At 39.3% G+C, this 26766-nt stretch carries 26 protein-coding genes; 20 read left to right on the top strand and 6 right to left on the bottom strand.

All coding sequences use genetic code 11. The annotated features are described in order from the left end of the window. The first annotated feature begins 6 nt into the window (after positions 1–6). The 8 genes from ACLIJJ_RS07115 (at position 7) to ACLIJJ_RS07150 (ending at position 8077) form a co-directional block, all read left to right on the top strand. Positions 7–1269, top strand: a complete 1263-nt coding sequence (locus tag ACLIJJ_RS07115) for an arabinan endo-1,5-alpha-L-arabinosidase (protein WP_411228417.1) — start codon at positions 7–9, stop codon at positions 1267–1269. A 3-nt stretch (positions 1270–1272) separates the two neighbouring features. Then, on the top strand, positions 1273–1911 hold the full coding sequence (locus ACLIJJ_RS07120) for a YesL family protein (protein WP_233317112.1): 639 nt from the start codon (positions 1273–1275) through the stop codon (positions 1909–1911). 9 nt (positions 1912–1920) lie between these two features. Next, positions 1921–2892, top strand: a complete 972-nt coding sequence (locus tag ACLIJJ_RS07125; RefSeq protein ID WP_396953773.1) for a glycoside hydrolase family 43 protein — start codon at positions 1921–1923, stop codon at positions 2890–2892. 297 nt (positions 2893–3189) lie between these two features. Beyond that, the gene (locus tag ACLIJJ_RS07130; RefSeq protein WP_233317110.1) at positions 3190–4170 is read left to right on the top strand and encodes an aldo/keto reductase; all 981 of its coding nucleotides are present in this window, start codon (positions 3190–3192) and stop codon (positions 4168–4170) included. A gap of 204 nt (positions 4171–4374) precedes the next feature. Continuing rightward, positions 4375–5895: a glycine betaine uptake BCCT transporter gene (locus ACLIJJ_RS07135; RefSeq protein WP_411410707.1), complete on the top strand. Its 1521-nt coding sequence runs from the start codon at positions 4375–4377 to the stop codon at positions 5893–5895. 83 nt (positions 5896–5978) lie between these two features. Next, positions 5979–6716 (top strand): tRNA pseudouridine(38-40) synthase TruA, encoded by a 738-nt coding sequence (gene truA, locus ACLIJJ_RS07140; RefSeq protein WP_411410708.1) that lies wholly within the window; start codon positions 5979–5981, stop codon positions 6714–6716. Positions 6717–6902: 186 nt separating this feature from the next. Continuing rightward, entirely contained in the window at positions 6903–7148 is a 246-nt protein-coding gene (locus ACLIJJ_RS07145) for a YuzB family protein (RefSeq protein WP_233317107.1), read from the top strand. Positions 7149–7189: 41 nt separating this feature from the next. Next, complete coding sequence (locus tag ACLIJJ_RS07150; RefSeq protein WP_233317106.1) at positions 7190–8077, top strand: pirin family protein; 888 nt, start codon at positions 7190–7192, stop codon at positions 8075–8077. An 84-nt stretch (positions 8078–8161) separates the two neighbouring features. Here the strand turns inward: ACLIJJ_RS07150 and ACLIJJ_RS07155 are convergent, their stop codons facing one another. Next, entirely contained in the window at positions 8162–8788 is a 627-nt protein-coding gene (locus ACLIJJ_RS07155; protein ID WP_233317105.1) for a helix-turn-helix transcriptional regulator, read from the bottom strand. A gap of 246 nt (positions 8789–9034) precedes the next feature. Here ACLIJJ_RS07155 and ACLIJJ_RS07160 point away from each other — a divergent pair, with 246 nt between their 5' ends. Both ACLIJJ_RS07160 and ACLIJJ_RS07165 read left to right on the top strand, forming a co-directional pair. Further along, on the top strand, positions 9035–9655 hold the full coding sequence (locus ACLIJJ_RS07160) for a superoxide dismutase (RefSeq protein WP_411410709.1): 621 nt from the start codon (positions 9035–9037) through the stop codon (positions 9653–9655). A 68-nt stretch (positions 9656–9723) separates the two neighbouring features. Next, positions 9724–10263: an NADPH-dependent FMN reductase gene (locus ACLIJJ_RS07165; protein ID WP_251644663.1), complete on the top strand. Its 540-nt coding sequence runs from the start codon at positions 9724–9726 to the stop codon at positions 10261–10263. Between the two features lie 46 nt (positions 10264–10309). Here ACLIJJ_RS07165 and ACLIJJ_RS07170 read toward each other — a convergent pair whose 3' ends face one another. Then, positions 10310–11269 carry a ribose-phosphate diphosphokinase gene (locus ACLIJJ_RS07170; protein WP_233317102.1) on the bottom strand — a complete coding sequence of 320 codons (960 nt, stop codon included), beginning with the start codon at positions 11267–11269 and terminating at the stop codon, positions 10310–10312. Positions 11270–11479: 210 nt separating this feature from the next. On the opposite strand from ACLIJJ_RS07170, the gene ACLIJJ_RS07175 reads away from it, so the two are divergent. From ACLIJJ_RS07175 to ACLIJJ_RS07190, 4 genes are all read left to right on the top strand, one after another. Beyond that, positions 11480–12163, top strand: a complete 684-nt coding sequence (locus ACLIJJ_RS07175) for a response regulator transcription factor (RefSeq protein ID WP_233317101.1) — start codon at positions 11480–11482, stop codon at positions 12161–12163. After that, a complete protein-coding gene (locus ACLIJJ_RS07180) occupies positions 12164–13180 on the top strand; it encodes a sensor histidine kinase (protein ID WP_411410710.1) in 1017 nt (338 codons plus the stop codon). Between the two features lie 85 nt (positions 13181–13265). Further along, a complete protein-coding gene (locus ACLIJJ_RS07185) occupies positions 13266–13949 on the top strand; it encodes an ABC transporter ATP-binding protein (protein WP_233317099.1) in 684 nt (227 codons plus the stop codon). Beyond that, positions 13946–16543, top strand: a complete 2598-nt coding sequence (locus ACLIJJ_RS07190; protein WP_411410711.1) for an ABC transporter permease — start codon at positions 13946–13948, stop codon at positions 16541–16543. The genes ACLIJJ_RS07185 and ACLIJJ_RS07190 overlap by 4 nt, the downstream gene beginning before the upstream one ends. Before the next feature lie 39 nt (positions 16544–16582). Here the strand turns inward: ACLIJJ_RS07190 and ACLIJJ_RS07195 are convergent, their stop codons facing one another. Together ACLIJJ_RS07195 and ACLIJJ_RS07200 are read right to left on the bottom strand one after the other, a co-directional pair. Beyond that, positions 16583–17179 carry a YflT domain-containing protein gene (locus ACLIJJ_RS07195; RefSeq protein ID WP_233317097.1) on the bottom strand — a complete coding sequence of 199 codons (597 nt, stop codon included), beginning with the start codon at positions 17177–17179 and terminating at the stop codon, positions 16583–16585. A gap of 196 nt (positions 17180–17375) precedes the next feature. Beyond that, positions 17376–17633, bottom strand: coding sequence for an excalibur calcium-binding domain-containing protein (locus ACLIJJ_RS07200; RefSeq protein ID WP_233317184.1), 258 nt, complete (start codon positions 17631–17633; stop codon positions 17376–17378). A 303-nt stretch (positions 17634–17936) separates the two neighbouring features. Between ACLIJJ_RS07200 and ACLIJJ_RS07205 the strand changes: the two genes are divergently transcribed. The 4 genes from ACLIJJ_RS07205 to ACLIJJ_RS07220 all read left to right on the top strand — a co-directional run bounded on the left by ACLIJJ_RS07205 (position 17937) and on the right by ACLIJJ_RS07220 (position 21370). Further along, positions 17937–18851 carry a LysR family transcriptional regulator gene (locus ACLIJJ_RS07205; RefSeq protein WP_341075577.1) on the top strand — a complete coding sequence of 305 codons (915 nt, stop codon included), beginning with the start codon at positions 17937–17939 and terminating at the stop codon, positions 18849–18851. 109 nt (positions 18852–18960) lie between these two features. Continuing rightward, on the top strand, positions 18961–20076 hold the full coding sequence (locus tag ACLIJJ_RS07210) for a 5-methyltetrahydropteroyltriglutamate--homocysteine S-methyltransferase (RefSeq protein ID WP_233317095.1): 1116 nt from the start codon (positions 18961–18963) through the stop codon (positions 20074–20076). Between the two features lie 110 nt (positions 20077–20186). Continuing rightward, on the top strand, positions 20187–20858 hold the full coding sequence (locus tag ACLIJJ_RS07215) for an HAD family hydrolase (RefSeq protein ID WP_411410712.1): 672 nt from the start codon (positions 20187–20189) through the stop codon (positions 20856–20858). 23 nt (positions 20859–20881) lie between these two features. Beyond that, positions 20882–21370, top strand: coding sequence for a methylated-DNA--[protein]-cysteine S-methyltransferase (locus ACLIJJ_RS07220; protein ID WP_233317093.1), 489 nt, complete (start codon positions 20882–20884; stop codon positions 21368–21370). Positions 21371–21386: 16 nt separating this feature from the next. On the opposite strand, the gene ACLIJJ_RS07225 is transcribed toward ACLIJJ_RS07220, so the two are convergent. After that, complete coding sequence (locus tag ACLIJJ_RS07225) at positions 21387–23099, bottom strand: methyl-accepting chemotaxis protein (RefSeq protein WP_237941075.1); 1713 nt, start codon at positions 23097–23099, stop codon at positions 21387–21389. 360 nt (positions 23100–23459) lie between these two features. Here ACLIJJ_RS07225 and ACLIJJ_RS07230 point away from each other — a divergent pair, with 360 nt between their 5' ends. Further along, entirely contained in the window at positions 23460–24155 is a 696-nt protein-coding gene (locus tag ACLIJJ_RS07230) for a glycosyltransferase domain-containing protein (RefSeq protein WP_237941077.1), read from the top strand. Positions 24156–24202: 47 nt separating this feature from the next. Here ACLIJJ_RS07230 and ACLIJJ_RS07235 read toward each other — a convergent pair whose 3' ends face one another. Beyond that, a complete protein-coding gene (locus tag ACLIJJ_RS07235; protein ID WP_411410713.1) occupies positions 24203–25447 on the bottom strand; it encodes an MDR family MFS transporter in 1245 nt (414 codons plus the stop codon). A gap of 335 nt (positions 25448–25782) precedes the next feature. On the opposite strand from ACLIJJ_RS07235, the gene murQ reads away from it, so the two are divergent. Then, on the top strand, positions 25783–26700 hold the full coding sequence (gene murQ / locus ACLIJJ_RS07240) for an N-acetylmuramic acid 6-phosphate etherase (RefSeq protein WP_411410714.1): 918 nt from the start codon (positions 25783–25785) through the stop codon (positions 26698–26700). Positions 26701–26766 lie beyond the last annotated feature (66 nt).

Here is a 26766-nt window from a genome sequence, read left to right on the forward strand (position 1 = left end):
TATTAGTTGAAGGAGAATACAAAAAGATGGTTGGAGACTATTCAATCCTATCAATGGGGTACACTTGGGGCACATGACCCTACAATCGTAAAGGAAGATGGCATTTACTATATGTTTGCAACAGACACCTTTTTTGAGGAAAAGCCTACACAAGGGGTGCCGATAAGGAAATCTAATGATCTTGTCCACTGGGAGTTTGCAGGTACTGCATTGGCAGGAATTCCGACAGAGGCGAATGCTTGGTCGAATGCCCGCGGCCTGTGGGCGCCGGAGGTTATTCGTTATAAAGACAAATATTATATGTATTATTCTGCTTCAACATTTGGCAGCACAGTGTCATGCATTGGTCTTGCAACTGCTGAGCATCTTTTGGGGCCATGGAGCGATCAAGGAATTGTTATTAAAACAAATCCAGACTTAGCCAAACATAATGCGATTGACGCTAATATTGTTGTAGATAAGGATGGAAGGTACTGGATGTGTTATGGCTCTTTCTTTGGCGGCATTTATATGACCGAGCTTAATATGGAGACAGGACGTCTAAAAAATGAACAAGATTATGGCACGCTGCTCGCAAAGCGTCCTAAATCTGTTGATACAGCAATTGAAGGTGCCTTCATCTATTATCATGAAGAATTGGATTATTATTACTTGTTTACTTCCTATGATAGTTTGAATGACAGCTATAATGTGAGGGTGGCAAGGTCAAGGGAAATAACAGGACCTTATTTAGATATAAATGGGAACAGTATGTTAGAAACAGAAACCCGGCCGGACTCTATTGGTGTAAAGCTTGTTGGCAGCTATCAATTCAAGGAGGATATCAGCTGGATTGGTCCTGGCCATAACTCTATTTTTACAGAGGGCAAGAAGAATTACATGGTTCACCATGTACGGATTGAAGAACGTTCTCCGTATCACTTTGCTTTCATTCGGGAGATATTTTGGCTGAACAATGGCTGGCCTGTTGTTTCTCCTGAGCATTATGAAAAAATGGATGCGCATTTGTTGTCAGATAAAGATTTGCTTGGAAAATGGGAGATTATCGCTTTTGATGATACAACTACGATTAAGGAAAGCGAGTTTTTTAACATAAACGAAAGCAACCTGGCAGAGTTCGAGCCATTGGGAGAACAGCAATATCTTCATAAAAAAAGTGGTACTATATTCATTGTTTTTACATGCAAAAACTGGAAAGAAGATAAAGAAGGAATTGGGTTCTCCGGATTAACTCCAAACGGAAACACAATTTTTGGAAAGAGGGTTTAGTATATGGCGTGGTCAAATAAAATCATGATTTATCTGGATAAAGCGGTAAATATCATTTACTTGAATCTGCTTTGGGTTGCTGGCGTGTTGCTTGGACTTGGCTTTTTTGGGGTGTTTCCTGCCACATATGCCTTATTTCATCTGCAAAAAGATGAGGCATATAAAGCGGATTATCCGTCCTATCTGCAAATTGCCAAAAGCTTTTTCACTGCATATAAGAAAGGCTTTATGAAAATGAATGGCTTAGCCCTCATTTATGGAGCGATTCTTTATGTGCTGTGGATTGATATGCAGCTTGTCAAACAAATGGCTATTGGATTGGCAGTGCTCTATTATCCGCTTCTCTTTATCATGATTTATGTTTTGGCTGCCATCGTTTATACATTCCCTGTTGCCATACATACGGAAGGGACATTTAAGCAAAAAGCGAAATTGGTGCTGGCTTTGCCGCTGCTTATGCCATTCCAAAGTATTTTCAGTCTGCTGTTTTTCTTAGTACTGCTGGCAGCAGCTTATAAATTCAGCATTATTCTCCCACTATGCTTCGTTAGCATCTATATCATCTGCATTGAAAGGTTCATATCAGGTGAATTAGTGAAAAAAGGAGCTATTAAAGGAGAAATAATCAAAGAGAACATTTAAAGGGAGATAATGACGATGATTGAGACAACATCTAAATATAATAATCCAATAGTTTTACAGCGTGCAGATCCTTGGGTTTATAAGCATACAGACGGTTATTATTATTTCACAGGCTCTGTTCCTGGTTATCAAGAAATTGAAGTGAGAAGAGCAAAAAGTTTGAATGATCTTGAAAACAGTGAGAAGGCGACTGTTTGGAGAGCACATGAAGAAGGGCCGCAAAGTCAGTTAATCTGGGCACCAGAGATTCACTTCGTGCAAGGCAAATGGTATGTTTATTTTGCGGCAGCACCAAGCAGCCATCCGAAAAACCATATTTTCCAGCATCGCATGTTTGCAATTGAATGTGGTGATGAAAATCCTCTTACAGGTAAATGGGAGGAAAAAGGGCAAGTGAAAACACAACAGGAAAGCTTCTGTCTTGACGCTACCGTGTTTGAACATAATGAAAAACTGTACTATGTTTGGGCACAGAAGGAGCCTGCTATCCCTGGAAACTCTAATCTGTATATTTCTGAAATGGAGAACCCATGGACATTAAAAGGCAAACAGCTTTTGCTGACAATCCCTGAATTTGGCTGGGAAAAAATCGGTTTTCTAGTGAATGAAGGTCCAGCAGTAATAATCCGCAACAATAAAATTTTTATCACTTATTCTGCAAGTGCAACAGATGGAAACTATTGCATGGGTATGCTTTGGGCAGATGCAGATGCAGACCTTTTAGATGGCTACTCGTGGACTAAATCGAAAGAACCTGTTTTCAAAAGTGCGCCAGAAAACGGTCAATTTGGTCCAGGCCATAACAGCTTTACTGTAAGTGAAGACGGTCAAGAAGATATCCTCATTTATCATGCCCGTCCATATACAGAAATGGATGGAGATCCGCTCGATAATCCAGATCGTCATGCCAGAGCACAAGTGTTTACTTGGGATGAGAACGGTTTCCCTGTATTCGGAAAACCGATAGCTAATAATAACTAAAGGTAAGCAAAAAGACAACTAGAAGACCTAGTTGTCTTTTGCCTAGTATCTTGTGTAAATCGATTACAAGAAATTGCATAAAAATAGTACCAGCTCCACCTGCGCTAGGTACCGATGATGACCACGAATGTCATCCAACCTAAAAACAGTATAAATGAAAACGTTTACAATGTCAAACGAAATAACCATATGTCAATGGAAAAATAATCAATGGATAAAAAAGCCATAATCTTTGTCCAAATGCCCATAACGGTTATATACTTATATATAATTCTTTAGAAAGAAGGTGCACATACTTTGGAATATGTTAAATTAGGCAATACTGGCATGGATGTATCTCGACTTTGTCTCGGCTGTATGAGCTTTGGAGTCCCAGAAAGAGGCAGTCACACTTGGGTATTAGATGAGGAGGGGAGCCGTCCGATTATTCAGAAGGCCCTCGAGCTTGGCATTAACTTCTTCGATACAGCAAATGTGTATTCAGATGGAACAAGTGAAGAAATTGTGGGAAGAGCATTAAAAGATTTTGCAAACCGTGATGAAGTTGTCCTTGCTACGAAGGTTCATGGCCGAATGCACCAAGGTCCTAACGGTGCAGGACTCTCCCGCAAGGCAATTATGAGTGAAATCGACAATAGTCTAAGAAGGCTAGGAACAGATTATGTGGACCTTTATCAAATACACCGTTGGGATTATGACACTCCTATTGAGGAAACGATGGAAGCCCTTCATGATGTTGTTAAGGCAGGAAAGGCACGTTATATCGGTGCATCCTCCATGTATGCTTGGCAATTCTTAAAGGCACAGCATGTTGCCGAAAAAAACGGCTGGACAAAATTCATCACCATGCAAAATCATCTTAATCTATTGTACAGGGAAGAAGAACGGGAGATGCTTCCGTTATGCAAAGAAGAAAAAATCGGCGTCATACCGTGGAGTCCTTTAGCAAGAGGCAAATTAACTCGCAACTGGGAAGAGACAACAGCCCGTTCTGAAACGGATGAGTTTGGCAAGTCACTTTATGCTCAAACAGCGGCTGCTGACAAAATAGTTGTTGAACGGGTAGCACAGATTGCAGAAATACATGGAGTATCACGTGCCCAAATCGCACTTGCTTGGGTATTGCAAAAAGAGACAGTCGCATCTCCAATTATTGGATCAACAAAAATGTCTCATTTAGAGGATGCAGTTGCAGCGCTCGCAGTAACATTATCACAGGAAGAAATTGCCCAGCTTGAAGAACCATATATTCCTCATCCTGTATTAGGATTTAAATAAAATATGAAAGAAACCATTCTTGTTGATGGTTTCTTTTTTTAGTGTAAGGGAAATGAAATACTGATAATAAGAACATACTAACACTACCTATACGAGAAAAGCTTACTTAGCAAAAGGTTTAACTTACTAGATAAAGGGTATAAGGCTAAGGTTGATTTTCTTTTCAAAAGGCATAAAGGGAAAAGTTGGGAGTAATTTATTTTTATGAAAAAAGTTTCAATAGTATTTTATATTTCGACAGCATTATTGCTGCTGCTTGTTCTCGTTGGGATTGCAGCACCATCTCTGCTTGAGAATTTAACAAACTCGGTACAAAGCTTTATTACAACTAGTTTTGGCTGGTATTATTTAATTGTTGTATCGTTTTTCCTAGTTGTCTGCCTCTATTTATTAGTTAGTCCAGCAGGACGCATCAAGCTTGGAAAACAGGATGATAAGCCTGAGTTTTCGAGAATATCTTGGCTTGCGATGCTGTTTAGTGCAGGCATGGGGATTGGACTAGTGTTTTATGGGACAGCAGAACCGATAAGCCATTATGCGATAAGTTCACCAACTGGAGAGATAGGGACAGATCAAGGCATGAAGGACGCAATGAGATATACCTTTTTCCATTGGGGCATTCATGCATGGGCGATTTACGGGCTTGTTGCCCTTTGTTTAGCATACTTTACTTTTCGCAAAGGGAATGTTTCATTAATTAGTGCCACTATAAAGCCTATTATCGGTAAAAGGTCAGACGGGATTGCAGGTAAAGCTGTTGATACGATTGCTGTTATTGCCACCGTACTCGGAGTTGCTACAACACTTGGTTTTGGAGCGGTTCAAATCAATGGAGGACTTTCCTTTGTATATGGTGTACCTTCAAGTATAATGACACAATTCATTATTATATGTATTGTAACGGCCTTGTTTATTTATTCAGCATTGAGCGGTCTTGGAAAAGGAATCAAAATCTTAAGCAATGCCAATATGATTTTAGCTGGTATTTTGTTTTTGCTGCTATTTCTCGTTGGGCCAACCTTGTTTACATTAAATCTATTTACAGATACTCTAGGATCTTATTTACAAAATCTCGTGAATATGAGCTTCCGTATTGCTCCTTTGAACCAAGAGAATAGAACATGGATTAACAGTTGGACGATTTTTTATTGGGCGTGGTGGATTGCATGGTCGCCATTTGTTGGTGTCTTTATCGCAAGAATCTCGAAAGGAAGAACAATCAGAGAGTTTGTTGCATATGTATTGTTCATTCCAGCAGTAATTGGTTTCCTTTGGTTCTCTGTATTCGGAGGGACTGCGATGCTGTTGGAGCATGATACACCTGGATTAATTTCTGGGCTGGCAACAGAAGAATCATTATTTGGTGTGTTAGAGAATTATCCATTAAGCAGAACTCTTTCTATCTTGGCGATTGTATTAATTGCTGTGTTTTTCATCACATCTGCTGATTCTGGAACCTTTGTTCTTGCAATGATGACTACTAATGGCTCTCTTAACCCGAGTAATCGTCTAAAGGTAATTTGGGGAGTTTTATTAGCAGCAATGGCACTTGTGCTCCTTTATTCTGGTGGCCTGCAAGCATTGCAAAATACGATGATTATAGCAGCATTGCCTTTCTCGATTATAATAGCGTTAATGGCAATAAGTTTATTGAAGTCAGTCAATCAGGAAGTTAAGGAGTTCAGGCTCGCTAATTTAAAAAGTAACAGCAATCCTAAAGGATAGGATTGCTTTTTTTTCATAAAAAGTTGTGCTTCTTGTTCAGAAAAGCTACACTTTAGAAAGATTATGAAAAGCAAGGAGATACTATGAACAATTATAAAATGATCATTCAATATGATGGCGGCAGGTACAGAGGATGGCAGCGCCTCGGCAACGGAGACAGCTCCATCCAAGGAAAAATCGAAAACGTTCTGACTGAGATGGCTGGTGAAGAGGTGCAAATAATTGGCTGCAGCAGAACAGATGCTGGCGTCCATGCAATGGAGCAAATTGCGAATTTTAAAATAAAAACTTCGATGAGTGAGTTACAAATAAAGACGTATTTAAACAAATACTTGCCGAACGATATAAGCGTTCTTCATCTAGAAACAGTTCCTGACCGTTTTCATGCCCGCTATAATGCGAAGGATAAAACATATTTATATAAAATTTGGAACGAGGAGCATACGAACCCTTTCATGCGCAAATACAGCATGCATGTCGACCAAAAGCTCGATATCTCGAAAATGAAAGAAGCGGCCAGTCATTTTTTAGGAAGTCATGATTTCACTGCTTATTCGAATGCGAAAAGCAAAAAAAAATCAATGGTCCGCGAAATATACGCTATATCGATAGAAAAAGAAAACGGCTTTCTCCATATAAGAGTAAGAGGCGATGGCTTTTTATACAATATGGTAAGGAAAATCGTCGGCACATTAATTGAGGTCGGTTTAAATACAATAAAGCCTGACCAAATTCCTGCTATCATTGAATCAAAAGAAAGAGTCCAAACAGGCCTAATGGCAGAAGCAGCCGGCTTATATTTAGAAAAAGTTGAATTTTAATGTTCGAAAGGAAGCTATGATTATTAGCTTCCTTTTTTTTCCTTGATAAGCATAATGATTGCTTTTTACGTAGGATTGGAGTAAGGTTATGTTCGTTAATTATACCAATTGGTATAAAAAGTGAACTTATTTTATCTTATTTATATAGATTTTTATTTTATTAGGTGATTAGGGGGGAAACAAACAATGGGGATTGTAGTTGTGGAAATATGTGATGGCAGCTTAATCACTGCTGTCCCGCTTGAGGAAATCCTCGAATCAGAATATCCAGAAGTAGCAGTGATTGAGAATACCTGTCTTTCTTTCTGTGGCATGTGTGCAAAGAGACCTTACGCTATCGTTAACGGTAAAAGAATTTTTGCGAAAACTGCTGAAGAATGCGTAGCATTAATTAAAAACCAGATTGAAGCAGAGTTAGCATTATATGCTTAACATCAGAAGTACTGGCATATAGTGAAAAAGGGGTGGGAGAAATGGAAAAAGAGTTAGTAGATCAACAAAAAGAGGTTTTTCAAAGGGATGTTAAGGAACATTGGTATGTTCAATATGAGGAAGCAGAATTCCCAGCCATTCAGAAAGGGTGGGTGCTGCCTGTAGAAAGATGGAAGGATTTTGACCCATTTATTTTAATGGCAGAGGATTGGTTTAAAAGGGGAACATTCTCAGACCATCCCCATCGCGGCTTCCAAACCATCACATATGTTGTAGACGGAAGATTAGAGCATATTGATAATGGCGGAGGACGAGATATTCTTGAACCTGGGGATGTGCAATATATGAATGCTGGCTGGGCGGCTAGACACGCAGAAGAAGGGGTGGGCGATGATATTGCTCATACATTGCAGTTATGGCTGAATCTGCCGAAGAATCTAAAGCACAGTGAGACATTTTATCAAAATGTATATAGTGAGGATGCGCCTACTGTTGATTTCAATGGCGGAAAAATAAAGGTGTTTTCAGGAGATATCGCAGGCGTTCAAGGTCCCCTACATTCTCTTGTTCCCATTACATTGTCAGAAATAACTTTAGAAGAGGGAGCAAGCTATGTTCATCACATGCCAGAAAACCATAATGCTTTTTTATATGTGTTGTCAGGTGATATGGATTTTGGTATTAATCGTGTGAATTTACAAAAGCATGGTACAGCTACATTGACTTATGCAGAACATGGAACAGCAGACAAGCTGAGTGAACTTACCGTTAAAGCAAATCAACGAAGATCAAAGGTGCTTATTTATTCAGGAGCACCAATAAACGAAGAAATTGTACCATACGGTCCATTTGTTATGAATACGATGGAGGAGATAAAACAGGCCTTCCGCGATTTCCATCACGGGGAGTTCGGACCGCCGGCTAAATGAGCGAAAGGAGCATAGCTAGTGCTATGCTCCTTTATATTTACTAAAAAAGGAGACAACCTCTGTATGTCACAGAGGTTGTCTTTTTTAAAACTTAACAAGAAATCTGCAGTGGCTGTCGCCATCTGTTCTGCAGCAAGACCTGCTGATATTTTCTGTTTTGAGGACATCTTTAAACATTTCTGTTTCACATTTGCAGGCAATTTTAAATTCCTTCGCAACCTCAAGAATAGGGCAATTATATTCAATCAGCTCATATGTGTTTTCCTCGAGCTGGTTTAACTCTGCCATATAGCCTTTTTCATTTTGGATTTTTGTGATTTCCTTCATCTTTTGAAGTGGTTCCTTACTGTCCATTCTGACAGCATATTCGTGAATAAGCCGAGCCTCTCTTTTCTCAAATAAGCGCTGAACGGAGCCATCGCCATACAGCTCCTCGATATCCCGCAAAAAACCAATGCTGATTCCTTCATAATTTTTCGGGAAATGCATTTCAGCCTTTTCTGTTAGAGAGTATAGCTGCATCGGTCTTCCCATGGATTGCTTGAATTCCTTCGTTTGAATCATACCATCCTTTTCCATGATAGTAAGATGCTTGCGAACAGCCATATGGGTAATTTCAAGGCGCTTAGTTAAGTCACTAACAGTGAGTGAGCCTTCTTTTTTTAGAAGATGAAGTATTTTGTCTTTCGTATTTTTTTGTTTTGTGTCCATCTATATAACCTCCATTAACCAGTTGGAGTAATCCTTCCTTGTGAACGACAAGCAAAGCAGCCGATTTTATTAATTATACCATAAAGTATAAAATGTTAACATTTTTATGATTAACAGCATAGAATGGGCAGATAAGGTGAAAAAAGTGGAAAAAATCAATTGCAATTTTGTGGTTGATAGGTTATTCTTTAACTATACTTTTTATACTAATAAGTATAAATACTACATATTTAGGGGGATTACAAAATGTCAAAATATGAACTGCCAGCATTAAACTATGATTTTTCTGCATTAGAGCCTCAAATCGACAAAAGTACAATGGAGATCCATCACGGCAAGCATCACCAAACATATGTGAATAACTTAAATGCTGCTTTAGAAGGAAAAGCTGATTTACAAGAAAAATCTCTAGAAGAATTGTTAAGTAATTTAGATTCAGTGCCAGAGGAAATTAGAACTGCTGTAAGAAATAACGGAGGCGGCCATCTTAACCATACTTTGTTCTGGGAAGTAATCGCACCAGCAAAAGAAGGAAATGCGCCTTTAGGGGAATTGGCTGAAGCATTTACAGAAGCGTTTGGAAGCTTCGATGAGTTCAAAAAAGCGTTCGCTCAAAGTGCGACTACTCGCTTTGGTTCAGGCTGGGCATGGCTTGTTGTTAATGAAGAAGGAAAGCTTGCAGTTACTAGCACTCCAAACCAAGATAACCCAATTATGGAAGGCAACAATGCAATCCTAGGCTTGGATGTTTGGGAGCATGCTTACTACTTGAACTATCAAAACAGAAGACCTGATTATATTTCCAGCTTCTTTGAAATTATTAATTGGGATGCTGTTGCAGAAAAATACGCAAGCTTTAAAAAATAAGCTTGAATTGTGAGATGTCCTTTTTAGTGAGGGCATCTTTTTTCAAAAATAAAAGGGAGGCAATCAAGATGAAGCTTGTCGGTATCTCCGGTTCTCTTGTCGGAACCAAAACAGCAAAAGCAGTCTATGAAGTGCTGGCAGCAGCAAAATCTGCTGACCCAAGCATAGAAACAGAGCTGATAGACCTTAAGGAATTTGAGGTTGAATTTGTAAAGGGAACTCCGCTTAGCTATTACAATGACGACACGATAAAAGTAGTGAAGACTGTATTGTCTGCAGATGCTTTAGTTATTGGCAGCCCTATTTATCAGGCATCTATACCAGGTGCTTTAAAGAATCTGTTTGATCATTTGCCTGTTGATGCGTTTAAAGGAAAGGTAACAGGTATTGTTATGACTGGCGGTACGGATAAGCATTTCTTAGTGGCAGAACATCAGCTAAAACCCATTCTCAGCTACTTAAAGGGACTTATCCCGACAACGAATGTGTTTGTTCATAATGATGATTTCAATCAGGATAATGAATTGGCTAGCAGCGAAGTGTCAGCTAGAATAAAGAGCTTAGCGAGTGAGCTGATTGCACTGCAAAAAGGCTATGCCGGGAAATAAAAAAGAGATGTAGGGGGAATACTCCCAAACATCTCTTTTTTTGAACTTATTTAAAAAGCACGCTGACAGGCTTTTGCTCGTAAACCCGAGAAATAGCGTCGCTTAATAACGGAGCGATTGTCAGCTGTGTGATTTTGCTGATTTTTTTCTCTTCTGACAGCGGAATGCTGTTTGTAACAATCAATTCTTTCAGATGTGACTCTGTAATGTTTTCGATTGCCCGCTCTGACAGCACAGGATGTGTGCAGCATGCGTAGACTTCCTTTGCACCATTATCAAGGAGTGCTTTTGTAGCGGTTGTGATTCTGTATGCTGTGTCGATAATGTCATCGACAATAATCGCTGTTTTTCCTTCAATGTTTCCAACGATATTAACTTCACGAGATTCTCCAAAATCCCTAGGGCCCCGTTTATCAATGATAGCAATTGGAGCTTTCAGGCGGTCTGCCAATTCCCGTGCTCTAGTCGTGCTTCCATGATCTGGTGCAACAACAACGACATCATTAGCAAACTCTTTTGTTAGTAAGTATTGCGCCAATATCGGCATTGCGACAAGCTGGTCAACTGGAATATTAAAGAAGCCTTGTGTTTGCGGTGCATGGAGGTCCATTGTAATGACGCGGTCAGCTCCCGATTTCTGGATGAGGTTTGCAATCAGCTTCGCAGTGATTGGTTCCCTCGGCTGAGCTTTTCTGTCTTGGCGTGCATACGCATAATATGGCATAACAACATTGATGCATTTGACAGAAGCCCGTTTAAGGGCGTCAATCATAATAAGCAGCTCCATAATACTTTGGTTTACAGGGTCGCTTGTCGGTTGAATAACAAATACATCACAGCCGCGCACGCTTTCTTCTATATTGATTTGAATTTCTCCATCACTGAATTTTTTAACAGAACATTTTCCAAGCTCTGTTCCCAAATTTTCGACAATTTCTTGTGCTAGCTCTGGATTGGCGTTTAAGGAGAATACTTTTAACTTAGATCCTTTATATGTATTTGGCAACTCGGTTTCCTCCTATAACAGTTCATTATTAGTAGTATGTGCAGCGTTTTCAAAAAAAACTGCCTCTATAAAGTATTGTAGGGTACTGGATGTGTCAATGCAACCAGTTATGTGAATATTTCCTCCTAATAGTCTTCTTTGACTAAAACTGTCAGCATCAACTAAGATAATAGGAGGTTATGGCGTATTTTGGCAAGGGATGTGTATAAATTGAAAATTTTATTAGTGGAAGATGATAGAACTATCGCAGTTGGCCTTGAATACAGTTTAAATCAAGACAATTACGAAACAATTGTTTGTCATACTGCAGAAACGGCCAAACAAACAATGCAAGATGGTCTGGACCAAATAGATTTATGTATCTTTGATTTGTCATTGCCAGATGGCAGCGGCTATGAACTATGTGAATTCGTAAAACAGCGCTGTGACAAGCCTGTTATTTTTTTAACAGCATTAGATGATGAAGTGAATGTAGTTATGGGACTGGATATGGGAGCAGATGATTACATAACAAAGCCTTTTCGCGTTCGTGAATTACTTTCTAGAATTAAATCGGTGTTACGCAGATATAACAAGCATGCACAAACAAAGCCTGTTATTGATATTAATCCTATTTCTATTAATACATTGGAAGGCAAGGTATACAAAAGTGGGGAAGAAGTATTAGTGACTGCGTTAGAATACCGGTTACTCCTAATATTGGCTAATCATGCCGGCCAAGTGCTGACAAGATCTCAGCTGCTTGAAAGGATTTGGGATGTAGCCGGGGACTTTGTCAATGACAACACATTGACGGTCTATATTAAAAGACTGAGAGAAAAGCTAGAGGATGATCCACAAAAGCCGGAACTTATTAAAACAGTTCGCGGCTTAGGATACAAGGTTGGTGATTAAATGCTTCGCAACCGAGAATTGCTTATTAATTTACTGATCCTTTCTGCCATAGCTCTGATGTCTACTTTATTTTTCTATTTGTTCATTTCTCGAGCTGCCGCGATTTATGTATTTGCAGTTAGTCTGCTTTTCATAAGTGTCCAGGCTGTGTTTACCTATTGGCGCTACCGGGAAATCGCCCGTCTAAGTAGCTATTTGCGTAGAATAACGAATGGAGACTACCAGTTTGACATAAGAGATAATCATGAAGGAGAGCTGAGCATTTTAAAAAGTGAGATATATAAAGTCACATTAATGCTCTCCCAGCAAGGCTCTTCCTTAAAAAAAGATAAGTCAACATTGACAGATGCCATTTCGGATATTTCCCATCAATTAAAGACACCATTAACCTCGATGATGGTTATGGCAGATTTATTAAGCAGTAAAAACTTAGACGAGGAAAAACGAAATGAGTTTACAAGAAATATTCGTATTCAGCTTGAGCGGATTGACTGGCTCGTATCCTCTTTATTAAAGCTGTCCAAAATAGATGCCGGTTCTATTTCCTTTAAGCAAGAAAAGGTATCTGTTGTACAAATGCTTGAGAAAGCTGCTGAAGCTGTTCTGATTCCTATGGATATTAAGCAGCAGACATTAAAGCTTTCAGGCAAAAAGGATGTGAGCTTTCAGGGAGATTTAAATTGGACGGCAGAAGCACTTCTAAATATCTTGAAAAACGGGGTTGAACATACGGCAGAAGGCGGGGAAATTGCTATTTCCTTTATGGAGAATGCTCTGTTTACTGAAATATCCATTTATGATAATGGGAAGGGCATACCAAAAAAGGATCTTCCCTACATATTTAAGCGTTTTTATAGAGGAGCTAATGCCGGCGAAGATAGTGTTGGGATTGGTCTTGCCATGTCATACAGTATCATTTCGGCGCAAAACGGAGATATAGAGGTATCAAGTAAAGAAGGCAAGGGCACAACATTTACTATTAAATTTTATAAGCAATCCACAAAAAGCGTTAAGTGACTAAATTGTCACTTTCCTAGTCACCGCTATGTCATTTTAGGCAGATAAACTAGCAATAAATCAACATATGAAAGGGGTACTGAATATGGAAATCTTAAAAATAGAAAATCTGTCTAAAGTGTACGGAAAAGGAGATACGGAGGTGAAGGCACTTGATGATGTGTCTTTTACTGTAAAAAAGGGAGAATTCGTTGTAATAATTGGCCCATCTGGTTCAGGTAAATCAACATTGCTTCATCTCCTTGGCGGCGTAGACAGACCAACAAGCGGAAGAGTATTAGTTGATGGAACCGATATATATGGATTAAACGAAACGAACTTGGCGATTTTCAGAAGAAGGCAAATTGGTCTTATCTATCAATTCTATAATCTGATTCCGATTTTGACTGTTGAAGAAAACATTACATTGCCCTTATTGCTGGATGAGCATCAAGTGGACGACAATAAATTGGAGGATATCATCCGGGTTCTTGGCCTTAAGGACCGCCTCAAGCACCTGCCAAACCAGTTATCAGGAGGTCAGCAGCAGCGTGTTTCCATCGGTCGTGCTCTTATCAGTAATCCAGCTATTGTACTGGCAGATGAGCCTACAGGAAATCTGGACAGCACAAACAGCAAGGAAATAATGGAATTATTGAAGATGTTCAATAAAACGTTTAATCAAACCTTGATTGTCATTACTCACGATGAAAGGATTGCCTTGCAGGCAGACAGAGTCATTGCGATTGAAGATGGAAAGGTCGCCAAGGATGAGGTGATTCGTCCGTGAATATTATTCAAAAGCTTACAATAAGACATTTAAAGGAGAATAAGCGGCGTACGATTGTTACTCTTATTGGTGTCATTATTTCCACGGCAATGATAATGGCGGTCGCAACACTTGGTGTTTCCTTTCTCGACTTGATTATCCGCCAGTCCATTTCTCAGGACGGGGAATGGCATTTGAAATATGAGGATGTTAATCAGACCCAAATAACGGAAATAGAAAAGGATGACACTACGAACAAGCTTTTCCTTTCAAAGGATTTAGGATACTCGGAAATAAAAAACCCCGCAAACGCATACAAGCCATATATTTTTTATAAGGCATTTAATGAAGCCGGTTTTAAAGCTTTTCATATAAAACTTAGTGAAGGGCGCCTTCCTGAAAATCCTAATGAAATTATCCTTTCAAAGAGTATGACAGATAAGGCGGAATTATCCTATAAAATTGGAGACAAACTTACAGCAGACATTGGCCAAAGAGCTGAAATCGGGAATGAGCAAGGCGCCAAGGAGTTGACACAGCAGTTTAGCATTCTTATGGATGAGCAGGGAAAGCGGACGGAAGGTGTAATAAATACTACTGAAAAGTCCTTTACGGTTGTTGGCATCATGGAAGACCCGACCTGGGCGTATACATGGGAGCCAGGCTATACTGCAATAAGTTATATCGATTTTACTTCACTTGCCAAAAATGATAAAGCAAATGCAGTTATCGTTTTAAATAAAGTAACAAGCTCTCTTTTCGATGATGCAGAGGCACTTGCGAAAAGGTTAAATATAGACAAAATCACCTATAATGAAGAATTGCTGCGCTACTATGGTATAACAGATAATGACAGCTTACGAACAACATTTTTTGGTACAGCTGCCGTCATCATTGCTGTTATTATTATTGGTTCTGTTGCATTAATCTATAATGCATTCGCAATCAGCGTGTCAGAGCGGGCAAGGCACTTAGGGATGCTTTCAAGTGTGGGAGCAACAAAAAAACAAAAAAGAAATGCTGTGTTTTTTGAAGGTGCAGTGATAGGAGCAATCAGTATCCCAATTGGGATTCTGGCGGGAATTGCTGGTATAGCTGCAACATTCCTATTCCTAAATTCGTTCATTGAAGGGGCTTTAAACGTTACAGTGAAATTGAAGCTGGTCGTTACACCTTATTCTATATTAGCAGCTGTAGCACTGTCTGCGTTTACTATTTTTATATCAGTCTATTTGCCTGCTCGCAGGGCCTCTAAGATTTCTGCTATTGATGCGATTCGCCAAACACAGGATGTGAAGCTAACAGGTAAAGCAGTGAAAACATCCAGGCTCATTAGAAGGTTGTTTGGAATAGAAGGAGAAATAGGCCTGAAGAATTTAAAGCGGCATAAACGCAGATATCATGCCACTGTCTTTTCATTAATAATCAGTATTGTACTGTTTTTGTCTGTGTCGTTTTTTACATCAAATATAAAAAAATCAGTTCAGATGTCACAGGAAAATGTTAATTTTGACATTCAAGTATTTAGTTCGCTACAAAAGGAACCGAGTGATTATCTGCCCTTAACGAAGCTTGCGTATGTCACAGACAGTACAATTACAAGAGAGCTGTATGCTTTAAGCACGAGGATTGATGAATCCAAAATTGCAGCTGAACTGAAGGAAATGGTAAAAGAGGACAAGAGTCTTCTTACAGACGGAAAGTTAGCTTATGCCGTCCATCTTGTCAGTCTTGATGATAAAAGCTTCCAAAGTTATGCAAAGGAAGCTGGTGTTTCCTTAGAAAAGCTTCAAGCAGAAGATTCCTATACGGGAATTCTAGTAAATCAAATTACTTATCAAAACCCTGATACTGGAAAGTTTGTAGAAACGAAAACGGTTCATGCAAAAGAAGGAGAAAATCTGGAGTTGTACTATAACGATGGGGAGGAAGAATCAAAAGTTAGTGAGGTACAGATTGCTGGTATGACGAATAAGCTCCCCCGTGGTATTCATACAACAGGAGTCGGCGGCATTGATATTATCGTCTCAGACAAGACGTTAACCGATCTCTCAAAGAACGAGCAGATGAAGGATTTTATCGAGACATCACTTTATTTGAACAGCTCTGATCCACTTGCAACACAGAAAGAACTAGAGGACATTATACAAGCAGATATGTATGTTTATAATGTTTTCCAAAACAAGGAGAAGAACGAACAGTTGCTGTTGTTTATATCTGTTTTCACGTACGGTTTTATCATCCTCATCTCGCTTATTTCAGTAGCGAATATCTTTAATACTATCAGCACAAGCATAAATTTAAGAAAACGGGAATTTGCCATGCTTCGGTCTGTCGGAATGACACCGAAAGGCTTTAACAAAATGCTGCAATATGAAAGCATGTTTTATGGGATGAAAGCATTGCTTTACGGTCTGCCAATCAGTATTGGTGTTATGGTGCTTTTATATATGTCTATCAGACAGACATTCGAGTACGGCTTTGCTTTGCCATGGTTGAGTATTCTCTATTCAATTGTTGCTATTTTTGTCATTGTAGCTTCTGCCATGATGTACTCTACTAGTAAGGTTAAAAAGGAAAACATCATTGATGGATTAAAGCAAGAAAATATCTGAAAAAGCGCCGGATTTGTTTTGTCAAATCCGGCGCCTTCGTTATTCTTTTGTTAAGTGTTCATTGCGGGGGAAGGAACGTTTATCAAGAATAACTTCATCCGCCGCATCCCTGTTTGTAGTTCCTTCGCCGCGCCTTTCTAAAATCGGTGTATCTGGTGTATCTTGAAATACGGGATTTCTACGTTCATAGTCTTCATTAGGTCCAAGGGAAATATTCATCCCCTGTTCTTTCCCATTTAATGGGGGCATTTCTGGATAGTCGGTAGAGATATTAGCATTAAACTCTTTTGCCTCTTTTTCAACTGCCAGCAAGAATTTTCCTTGTTCCAGTTCAGTGGAAAATTGATCAAGCTCTGCTGCCGGAATATCCAAGTTTGCTGCTTTCGTATTTTCATTTGTGCCGAAACCAAGGTCTTCCATTGTAAAATAGCTTTTCAATTTCTCAAAAAAACCAGCGGATTCATTTGTATCACCAGATGCAATGCTTGCGTCAGTATTAGCTTCCAAATAATCAGTATCTGTTCTGTTCGTCACGACAGAAAAATCCTCTGCAACATATCCTTTATTCGTCAGTCTTTCAATTGCGTTAATGGTCTCTTCTGGAGTCTCGTAAACAGCTACAATACTTTTTGCCATTTTTATTCCCTCCTTGAAAAATCGAATAAACATCTATGTCCATCCTTTTCCCCTCATACAAAAATATAAACGGAAAGATGATTTTACCAATTAAGGAATGAAAAGGTTATGTTATTAGAAACGTGATTTTTACAGTCTCTTTAAGCGATCACAGGAAAAAACCAGAACAATTCAAAAGAGTTCTGGTTTTTATCATTTAACGTTCGCAAGCAATCAAATCTTTATCTCTGTCGCTTTTTTTGTTGGCATCATAAAGAGCTTTAGAAACGTATGGCTTGTATTTTGTTTTCCCGCCTTTATTTTTCACATTGGCAGCACGGGCCACTCCGCCCTTGTATTTTTTGTTGAGCTCTGTGCAGTTTTTATAGGTAACTACTTTTGTGGCAGCTTCTGCCTCGTTAACCGTACTAAGTGTGAAGGTAAAAAGCAGACCTGCTGCTATAGCAGCTTTCATGATTGACTTCATAAAGATTCTCCTTTGAATGGTACATTAGAATTAGCGTATTTATTGGGAAAAATAGGTATTATTTTCTAATATACTTCCAATCCCTATATGATAGTATCTTAATCCTCTTATACTAGCAATAAAAATATGATATTATGTATAAAATTAATTTCTAAGAAATTAGTCAAGGGAGGATCGTGTGCTTAAGGACTTAAGGGGACCGCGGGAAATGGAGCCTGACGTTGGCATGCTTTTTGCCTTGGTTATGGTATAAAAAGAATTCTAGATAAGACATAAAGGGAGGAACTTTTCATGACACTCCAGCAATTGAAATATGTGGTGGAAATTGTACTGTGCGGTTCAATAAATGAAGCGGCAAGACGTTTATACATGTCACAGCCGAGTTTGTCAAAGGCAGTTAAGGAGCTGGAAAAGGAGCTCGGTTTTGAGATTTTTCTGCGGACCTCAAAAGGAATAACCTTATCAAAAAACGGGGCTGAGTTTCTCGGTTATGCCCGTCAAGTAGTGGAGCAGTCGGAGCTGTTAGAGCGCAGATATTTTAACAGCGCACCTTCTCAGCAGCTGTTCTCTGTTTCCACACAACATTATGCATTTGCTGTCAATGCATTTGTCGAAATGATTAAAAAACATGGTGCAGATGAATATCAATTTACGTTGAGAGAAACGCGGACATATGAAATTATTGAGGATGTTAAAAACTTCCGCAGTGAAATTGGCATTCTGTATGTTAGCTCCTTTAATGAAAAGGTCATGCTGCAAATGCTAGAACAGGAAGGGCTTGATTTCCATTCTCTTTTTGAGGCAGGGCCCCATATTTTTGTGAGTGCCCAAAATCCTCTTGCGGAAAAGTCATCTGTAACGCTCGGGGATTTAGAAGCATTTCCTCGTCTGTCCTTTGAACAGGGAGAGTTCAATTCCTTTTATTATGCGGAGGAAATATTCAGCACGATTCCAAGAAAGAAATCGATACAGGTGAGTGACAGAGCGACATTGTTTAACTTGCTGATTGGCTTAAACGGATATACGATTTCTACTGGTATATTAAGCTCTGATTTAAATGGATCTGATATTGTATCGGTTCCCCTTGCTGAGGAGGAAACAATTTCTGTCGGATGGATTGTTCATAAAAAAACGAGACTTAGCCGGATTGCTAATCTTTATTTAGAGGAGCTTAAAACATTCGTAGATTTTTATGCGAATAAGTGATATAGCTTTTAGTTATAACGGACGATTACTTTTATCAGTTACTCTATACCCTTTTAATTATGCTAATATACAGACAATAATGAGGACAAAGGGAAAAGAGGGAAAGTACATGCAAACGATTGATAAATCAACACAGAAAAAAGCACCATTTCGTGCAGATCAAGTAGGAAGCTTACTTAGATCGGAGGCAATCAAGCAGGCTCGTCTCCAAAGAGCTGCTGATGAAATTACAGCTGAGCAATTAAGAGAAATAGAAGATACAGAGATTGCAAGAATTGTGGAAAAGCAAAAGGAAGTTGGCTTGCAAGCTGTAACAGACGGTGAATTCCGCAGAGCATGGTGGCATTTCGATTTCCTTGAGGACCTTCAAGGCGTGACAGGCTATCAAGCAGGATCAGGCATTCAATTTAAACAGAAACAAACAAAATCACGTTCTATTAAAGTTACTAGCAAGCTTGGGTTTGACAAACATCCATTTTTGGAGGATTTTAAATTCTTGCAGCAAGCAGCAGGTGATCATACAGCAAAAATGACAATCCCTAGTCCAAGCATGCTGCATTTCCGCGGTGAGGTGGACAGTGCTGTCTATCCGGACCAGGATGAGTTTTTTGCAGATCTTGCGCAAACTTATAAAAAAGGACTGCAAGCATTTTATGATGCCGGCTGCCGTTACATACAGCTTGATGATACATCATGGGCTTATCTATGCTCAGAAGAACAGAAGGAACAGCTTCGCGCAAAAGGATTGGATCCTGACTATTTAAGCAGAAAATATTTAGAAACATTAAATGCAGCAGTTTCTGACCGTCCAGATGATTTTAAAGTGACTATGCATATTTGCCGCGGGAATTTCCGTTCCACATGGATTTCTTCTGGAGGCTATGAGCCGGTTGCAGAAAAATTGTTCGGCCATCTGAATATCGATGGATTCTTCCTTGAATACGACAATGACCGTTCTGGAGGATTTGAACCGCTTCGCTATGTGAACAGACCTGACTTAAACATTGTATTAGGATTGATTACATCTAAATTTGGCGAACTAGAAAGCAAGGATGTCATTAAGCGCCGAATTGAGGAAGCGTCTCAATATGTTGACTTAAATCAATTAGCTTTAAGCCCGCAGTGCGGCTTTGCTTCAACAGAGGAAGGCAACCTGCTTACAGAAGAGCAGCAATGGGACAAACTGCGCCATGTTGTGGAAATTTCTAAAGACGTGTGGAAGTAATAGTTAATACAAAAAAACTGGTTGAAATTAATTCAGCCAGTTTTTTATTGTTTTACAATAGGATAAAGCAGTAGTCTATAATGGAAGAAAAGGAAGGAGCTAAATGCTTCATGATAAAAGCTGTTTTGTTTGATTTAGACGGAACTTTTTTGAATAGAGACGAATCAGTCCTTCGCTTTGCTGACTGGCAATATGAAAGATTGAAAAAGTGGACAGGACATATACCGAAAGATACGTATATTAATAGATTCATCGTATTGGATGCGAAAGGGTATGTGTGGAAAGATAAAGTATACAGGCAGCTTGTTGAAGAATTTTGCCTGACTGGCATTACCTCACAGGAACTGCTGCAAGACTATTTAGATGAGTTTTCCTACAGCTGTGTTCCTTTTCCTAATGTAAAAGAAATGCTGGAAGAGCTGGCAGCAGCAGGGTATAGACTTGGAATAATTACAAACGGATTTGGTAAGTTCCAAATGGGAAATATAGAGGCATTACGTATAAGAGGCTATTTTGATGCTATATTGATATCAGAATGGGAAGGTGTAAGAAAACCTGATCCTGCCATTTTTTTGCGTGCACTGCAAAGAATGGATACAGTTCCTAATCAAAGTATATTCGTCGGTGATCATCCGCAAAATGATATTGCTGCAGCTAGTCATGTTGGCATGGTGAGTGTATGGAAAGAAAATGCGCAGTGGAGCGGGGGAATTGCTGATTATACAGTGACGGATTTAGGTGAGATCCCAAACTTACTTCATGATTTAAAAAATAATTCCTAGAATAGTTGTTGGGAGGCAATTATATGAATGAAAGGTTTATTATCGACTATCAATCGCCAATCGGCCTTATCGAAATAACAGGTACAAAGGCTGGAGTATATTCTGTTTTGTTTACAGAAAGAGACAGCTTGCAATATCCGCTGACAGAGGACATACCGAAACCATTAACAGACTGCTATGAGCAGCTTGATCAGTATTTTAATGGCGAGCTTGAAACATTTAGTTTTCCCTACATTATAGAGGGAACTAATTTTCAAAAAAATGTGTGGACAGCATTAATGGACATTTCCTACGGAAATACGGGTTCCTATAAAGAAATTGCCGTCAGTATCGGCAATGAAAAAGCAATCAGGGCTGTCGGCAGTGCAAATGGCAGAAATAAGCTATGTATTGTTATCCCTTGTCACCGGATTATCGGCAGCAACGGAAGTTTAACCGGATATGCAGGTGGGTTATGGAGGAAGGAATGGCTGCTTGACCATGAAAATAAAAAACATGTCCCGAAGCAATAAGCTCGGGACATGTTTTTTATATTTTAAACTGCTTAATGATTGTTTGCAGATCATCTGCTAAAAGAGCAAGTGCCTGGGACGAAGAAGTGATTTCTTCCATAGAAGCAAGCTGTTCCTGTGTAGCAGCAGAGATATTTTGGGTGATGGCAGCTGAATCTTTCGCGACACCACTTACATCAAATATCGATGCATGGACAGTTTCGGTTCCTTTTGCAAGCTTATTCAAGGCTTCTGATATATCTTCAATTTGGGATACAACACTATTTACGGCAGTTTCGATTTTTTGGAAAGAGGTGCCGGCAGAATGAACAACATTCAGTCCTGAATGAACCTCGTGAGATGCTCTTTCCATTGTTTCCAATGTATGCTCAGTATCCTTTTGAATTAATTGAATCAATTTTGAAATTTGTTCTGTTGAATTAGTTGATTCCTCTGCAAGCTTTCTGACTTCATCTGCGACAACAGCGAAGCCTTTGCCGTGCTCACCAGCTCTAGCCGCCTCAATGGCAGCGTTTAATGCCAACAGATTTGTTTGCGCTGAAATGCCAGTGATAACATTTGTGATTTCTCCAATTTCATTTGAACGTTCCTTCAAGCTTCTGACAGCTTCTGATAAGCTGTTAACATTTGCATAAATAGAATTCATTTGTGTGTTAACTTCTGCAATTGCTTCGTTTCCTTCAGTAGACACTTGAGATGCGTGCAGAACATCTTTTGTTATTTTTTCCGTGTTATCAGCAATTGTTTTCGTATAAGCTGTTATGTCACTGATAATATGTGCACTGTCTTCCACCTTATCTACTTGTTTGTCTGTTCCAGCGGAAAGCTCTTGTACAGTAAGAGTTATATGCTCGCTTGCTTTGCTGTTTTCCTCCGCGCTAGCACTTAATTCCTCTGAAGCGGCTGCAACCTGCTGAGAAGAATCATATACAGTGCTGAATACAGATTGCAGCTTTGATGTCATATGATTAAAGGACTCTGACAGCTGACCAATCTCATCACGTGATTGATAACTGCCTTTTACTGTGAAATCTCCGTTTTCAGCAAGAGAAAGAAGCTCTTTTACTTCCTTCACAGGATTGATAATCATTCGTCCAATCAGAATACTTAATCCGATTAGCAGCAGTAAGCCGACAATGATGACTGCAGCAACAAAAATCGTAACTGTTTTTAAGCTATCTTTGCTTTTGCTGTAAATATTTTCTGCATACTGTGTTTTTGTGTTTGCAAGTTCTTTAAGCGTATTATTAACCTTCGCTCTGTTTGGTTCTACTTCTTTTAAGTAAAGGTCATAGCCTTCTTCATTTTTGTTGGCAAGGGCCAATTCGACAACCTTATCTCTTGCGGCAGATAATGCAGTGATTTGTTCTTTAAACTGCTCGAGCAGTTTTTGTTCATCAGACATTAAGTTTCCGCTCTCAATTTCCGCAACAAGTGCATCAATTTCTTCCCAAGCAGAAGTAATTTCCTCGTGCAATTCTTTATTTTTGCTTTCGTCAGTCGTCAGCAGCAATTCTAATGTATATGCGCTGCTCGCCCTTGTATTTATCCTGATCTGCAGCATGTCTGTTACTGGCAGTAAATTCTCCTTGTACATAATCTCTGTGTCCTTTGCCATGACACGGATATAATTTAATCCTAAAAAGCCGACTGATCCGAGTGCAAGAGCACTTACTAAGATGATAATGAACAGCTTCTTTGTAATAGATAAGTTCTTAAGCAGTTTCAATGTATATTCTCCTTTTAAGTAAGATAAATTCCTGAAGCTAATACATATATCGACAGAGTTAAATTAAAATATAGAGGTGTAATTTTTCCTCTTTTTTCCTTAAGGCGATTGTCCATGCATGGAGTTCCTTCTTCTTGAATAAATACTTGTAAGGGGTGAAAAACTGGAGGAATTTGAAAAATAAAAAAGAAGTTTCGCTCTGTGAATAAACGGTTAATTACTAGAATCAGTATGAAAAAAAGATTCTGGAATAAAAAGGCTACATAATAGTGCAAAAAAATCAATTATGCTATAATAAGTGATTAATTGAATATTGAGAAATTTTTCGTTGTTTTTAGTAGAAAGGGAAGGAGAAGGCAAATGAAAAAAAGGGTGGTAATCTATACAGCGATAACGAAAGGCGATGACGAATTAAAGGAGCCGGCAATTAAATCTAATCAGTGTGACTATATATGCTTTACAGATGATCCAGCACTTATTTCATCTACATGGCAAATAAGGCCTCTTCCTCCAAGCGACTTGGATATTGAAAGGCAGTGCCGGCAGGTTAAAATCATGCCGCATTTCTTTTTGCCTGAATATGAATTCAGTATTTGGGTAGATGGGAGTATGGAGATAACTGGAGATATCGATGAGCTGATTGAGCAGTACTTTCTGCTAGGCGACAGACCGCTGTATACCTTTAAGCATCCACTAAGTGACTGCATTTATGAGGAAGCGAACGAGTGTATAAAGCAAGGGTGCGACAATGAAGAAATTATCAGGGATCAGCTGGCGAAATATAAAGAGGAGTATTACCCTAAACATAACGGCTTGATTGAAAGCAGTGTAATCCTTCGAAAAACACATTCTCCTGACGTGATGCAATTAATGGAGCAGTGGTGGAAGCTGGTGAAGAATTTCAGCAGAGCAGACCAGCTTAGCTTCAATTATGCAGCATGGGTATCAGGATTCTTTTATGGATATTTGCAAGGAGACAGCAGAGGAAACAGTAAATATTTCCGCCATGTTCACACAGCAGCTGTGCTGGAAATGGAGCTGCCTGAACTAGTTTAATAGGTAATTTTTAAGGGAGGCATGGATATGCCTCCCTTTTTGTTGCTTTAAGCGGGCAGCTTTTTCGATATGAGCTTGAATACATAGAAGTAAAGGAACACACTAACAAGTGCTGAGAGAAAGATTAAACCGAACACAAGGATAGGCATCATCCAGTCTGCAACAATTACAGCAAAGGGAGCTAAGAACCTGCCAATGGTAAATTGCAATTTAGAGGCTCCCATATATAAGCCGCGCGATTCTTGGGGTGCATATTCACTCACAAAATTATTCATCACAGGAGAGCGAATAATTTCTCCGAAGGTAAAGATAACGGTAAACAGCATTAAAAGCCAAATATTTGTTGTCAGCCCGACGGCGAACATTCCAATGCCTGCTAAAAAAGAGGAAAGCATAAAAATATCGCGGTCTTTCCAATCTTTAAGCCATTTGGCAGATGGAAGAACAAAGAGGACAAACATCAGCCCGTTTAAGCCGAGCATCCAGCCGAAGGCTTCTGTGCCAGACAGTGTAAAGGACCAGTCATTGACTGTCAACACCGTTTGGAGGTGCACAAACTCTGTCACATAAATTGCTAAATAAAGATCAAGCTGCATAATAGCTATAATCGCAAAAACTCCTGCTGCAATATAAAGCACAAATACTTTGTCAGAGAGTAAGGTCCTGTATGCTTTCCACTGGTTAAGGAATGTATTCCAAATACCTCGAGAACCTTGATGACTATTTGCAGCTGCCGGCACAGTTTCTTTTATGGCATAAAAGATGGCAACACTGTAGATGGCCATAATGAGCATACAGGCCCATAGTAATTCTGTTCTGTACTGGAAAAAAAGGGTTGCCCCGATTGCAGGTCCTAATACAGCTCCAATATTGTTAGCTGTGATAAAGACAGCAAATACTTGACGCCTATTCTTCTGTGTAGTCAAATCCGCTACCATGGCATCACTTGCAGGACTATAAATTGCCCCGCCGATTCCGATGCCAATAAAACAAAGATAGTCTAGCCAGTGGGAGGAGGATAAGGCAAAAACAGCAAACATGAGCGCTTTTAAGCAGCACCCTGTAAGCATTACAGGCTTTCTCCCAAAACGGTCGGCTAAATCACCGCCAATCATGCTGAATGCAATTGCTGTAAGGGGAGGAACTGTCATAAGCAACCCTGCTAACTGACTGCCAAGTGCGCTGCTGAAGTAAACAGCGATAAAGGGAAAATACATCCAGTACAATAAGTTGAAAAGAGCTTCTCCAAAAAGCCGTATTTTTAAATTGGCATTCCATACAGTTATGTTCATTTCATTACCTTTTCCTTTTATTTAGTTTCCGGCCGGTATATTTATCCTAAAATAATAAAAAAATTAAATATAGACTTATATTTTGATTTATTTTATAATAATAGTATGAAAATTTAGAATCTTCATCTCTTCGTTTAAGTGCGATAAAAATCGAACATATGCTTCGTTTAGCTGTACGGTACTTTCCAAATGAACATAAGAAACTAGCCATCTATGCTAGTTTCTTTTTTTTATGACATAAATTGAACTAATGTTTTATAAAAATAAATTAATTATTGAAATTAAGTTTCAATAATCCTATAATAAAATGGTAACCAAGAATGGAGGACTAACGTATGGATCAGAAGCTCAAGTTACTAACTACAGAATCTCGAAATGATCAAACAATGCATATAGACACAGCAAAGACGATAGATATCTTGAAGCTTATGAACGAAGAGGATCAAAAGGTTGCCCTCGCAGTACAGCAAGTGCTTCCAGATGTTGAAAAGGCTGTTCAATTTGCCTGTGAGTCTATTAAGAATGGCGGCCGCCTTATTTATATTGGGGCCGGCACAAGTGGTCGACTTGGTGTTTTGGATGCAGTCGAATGCCCGCCGACTTTCAGTACTGCCCCAGGGTTAGTTCAAGGGATAATAGCCGGAGGGGAAAAGGCATTTGTCACTGCTGTTGAAGGAGCAGAGGACAAAGAGGAGCTTGGAGCACAAGATTTAAAAGATATTAGCTTAACAGCCTATGATACAGTGATTGGAACTGCTGCGAGCGGACGTACTCCATATGTAACAGGTGCGCTCTTGTTTGCGCGAAGTGTTGGAGCGAAAGCAATCGCGCTCTCATGCAATAATCAGTCCGTTATCAGCGAGGCTGCTGACCACAGTATAGAAGTGGTCGTAGGGCCGGAAGTGCTCACTGGTTCGACAAGACTAAAAGCAGCAACCGCACAAAAGATGATATTGAATATGATTTCAACAGCTACAATGATTCAGCTTGGGAAAGCCTATGAAAACTTAATGGTAGATGTGCATGTGAGCAATTATAAATTAAAAGAAAGAGCAATCAACATCATCTGTAAAACTACAGGGGCAAGCTATGATCATGCTAAAGAGGCACTGGAAAACGCCCAAAACGAAGTGAAAACGGCAATTGTGATGCTAAAAACGAATAAAGAATACAAAGAAGCGAAGGAACTTCTCGGCACAGCGGGCGGTTATGTAAGAAAAGCGGTTAACTTAGCAGGTGGCAAGGAAGAATAGCACAACTACGCTACCGAGTGAATAATATTGAGACGGCAACAAGGCTGTCTTCTTATACGGAAAAAT

This window comes from Niallia laureatilytica (assembly GCF_046613985.1).
Classification (GTDB): Bacteria; Bacillota; Bacilli; order Bacillales; family Cytobacillaceae; genus Niallia.

Excerpts from the sequence above, each read along its gene's own strand:
- ACLIJJ_RS07205 (WP_341075577.1), top strand. The coding sequence starts at position 17,937 with ATGACACTCCAGCAATTGAAATATGTGGTGGAAATTGTACTGTGCGGT.
- ACLIJJ_RS07185 (WP_233317099.1), top strand. The coding sequence starts at position 13,266 with ATGGAAATCTTAAAAATAGAAAATCTGTCTAAAGTGTACGGAAAAGGA.
- ACLIJJ_RS07135 (WP_411410707.1), top strand. The coding sequence starts at position 4,375 with ATGAAAAAAGTTTCAATAGTATTTTATATTTCGACAGCATTATTGCTG.
- ACLIJJ_RS07235 (WP_411410713.1), bottom strand. The coding sequence starts at position 25,447 with ATGAACATAACTGTATGGAATGCCAATTTAAAAATACGGCTTTTTGGA.
- ACLIJJ_RS07200 (WP_233317184.1), bottom strand. The coding sequence starts at position 17,633 with ATGAAAGCTGCTATAGCAGCAGGTCTGCTTTTTACCTTCACACTTAGT.
- ACLIJJ_RS07215 (WP_411410712.1), top strand. The coding sequence starts at position 20,187 with ATGATAAAAGCTGTTTTGTTTGATTTAGACGGAACTTTTTTGAATAGA.
- ACLIJJ_RS07165 (WP_251644663.1), top strand. The coding sequence starts at position 9,724 with ATGAAGCTTGTCGGTATCTCCGGTTCTCTTGTCGGAACCAAAACAGCA.
- ACLIJJ_RS07160 (WP_411410709.1), top strand. The coding sequence starts at position 9,035 with ATGTCAAAATATGAACTGCCAGCATTAAACTATGATTTTTCTGCATTA.
- ACLIJJ_RS07210 (WP_233317095.1), top strand. The coding sequence starts at position 18,961 with ATGCAAACGATTGATAAATCAACACAGAAAAAAGCACCATTTCGTGCA.
- ACLIJJ_RS07180 (WP_411410710.1), top strand. The coding sequence starts at position 12,164 with ATGCTTCGCAACCGAGAATTGCTTATTAATTTACTGATCCTTTCTGCC.
- ACLIJJ_RS07230 (WP_237941077.1), top strand. The coding sequence starts at position 23,460 with ATGAAAAAAAGGGTGGTAATCTATACAGCGATAACGAAAGGCGATGAC.
- truA (WP_411410708.1), top strand. The coding sequence starts at position 5,979 with ATGAACAATTATAAAATGATCATTCAATATGATGGCGGCAGGTACAGA.
- ACLIJJ_RS07145 (WP_233317107.1), top strand. The coding sequence starts at position 6,903 with ATGGGGATTGTAGTTGTGGAAATATGTGATGGCAGCTTAATCACTGCT.
- ACLIJJ_RS07120 (WP_233317112.1), top strand. The coding sequence starts at position 1,273 with ATGGCGTGGTCAAATAAAATCATGATTTATCTGGATAAAGCGGTAAAT.
- ACLIJJ_RS07195 (WP_233317097.1), bottom strand. The coding sequence starts at position 17,179 with ATGGCAAAAAGTATTGTAGCTGTTTACGAGACTCCAGAAGAGACCATT.
- ACLIJJ_RS07150 (WP_233317106.1), top strand. The coding sequence starts at position 7,190 with ATGGAAAAAGAGTTAGTAGATCAACAAAAAGAGGTTTTTCAAAGGGAT.
- ACLIJJ_RS07220 (WP_233317093.1), top strand. The coding sequence starts at position 20,882 with ATGAATGAAAGGTTTATTATCGACTATCAATCGCCAATCGGCCTTATC.
- murQ (WP_411410714.1), top strand. The coding sequence starts at position 25,783 with ATGGATCAGAAGCTCAAGTTACTAACTACAGAATCTCGAAATGATCAA.
- ACLIJJ_RS07155 (WP_233317105.1), bottom strand. The coding sequence starts at position 8,788 with ATGGACACAAAACAAAAAAATACGAAAGACAAAATACTTCATCTTCTA.
- ACLIJJ_RS07125 (WP_396953773.1), top strand. The coding sequence starts at position 1,921 with ATGACGATGATTGAGACAACATCTAAATATAATAATCCAATAGTTTTA.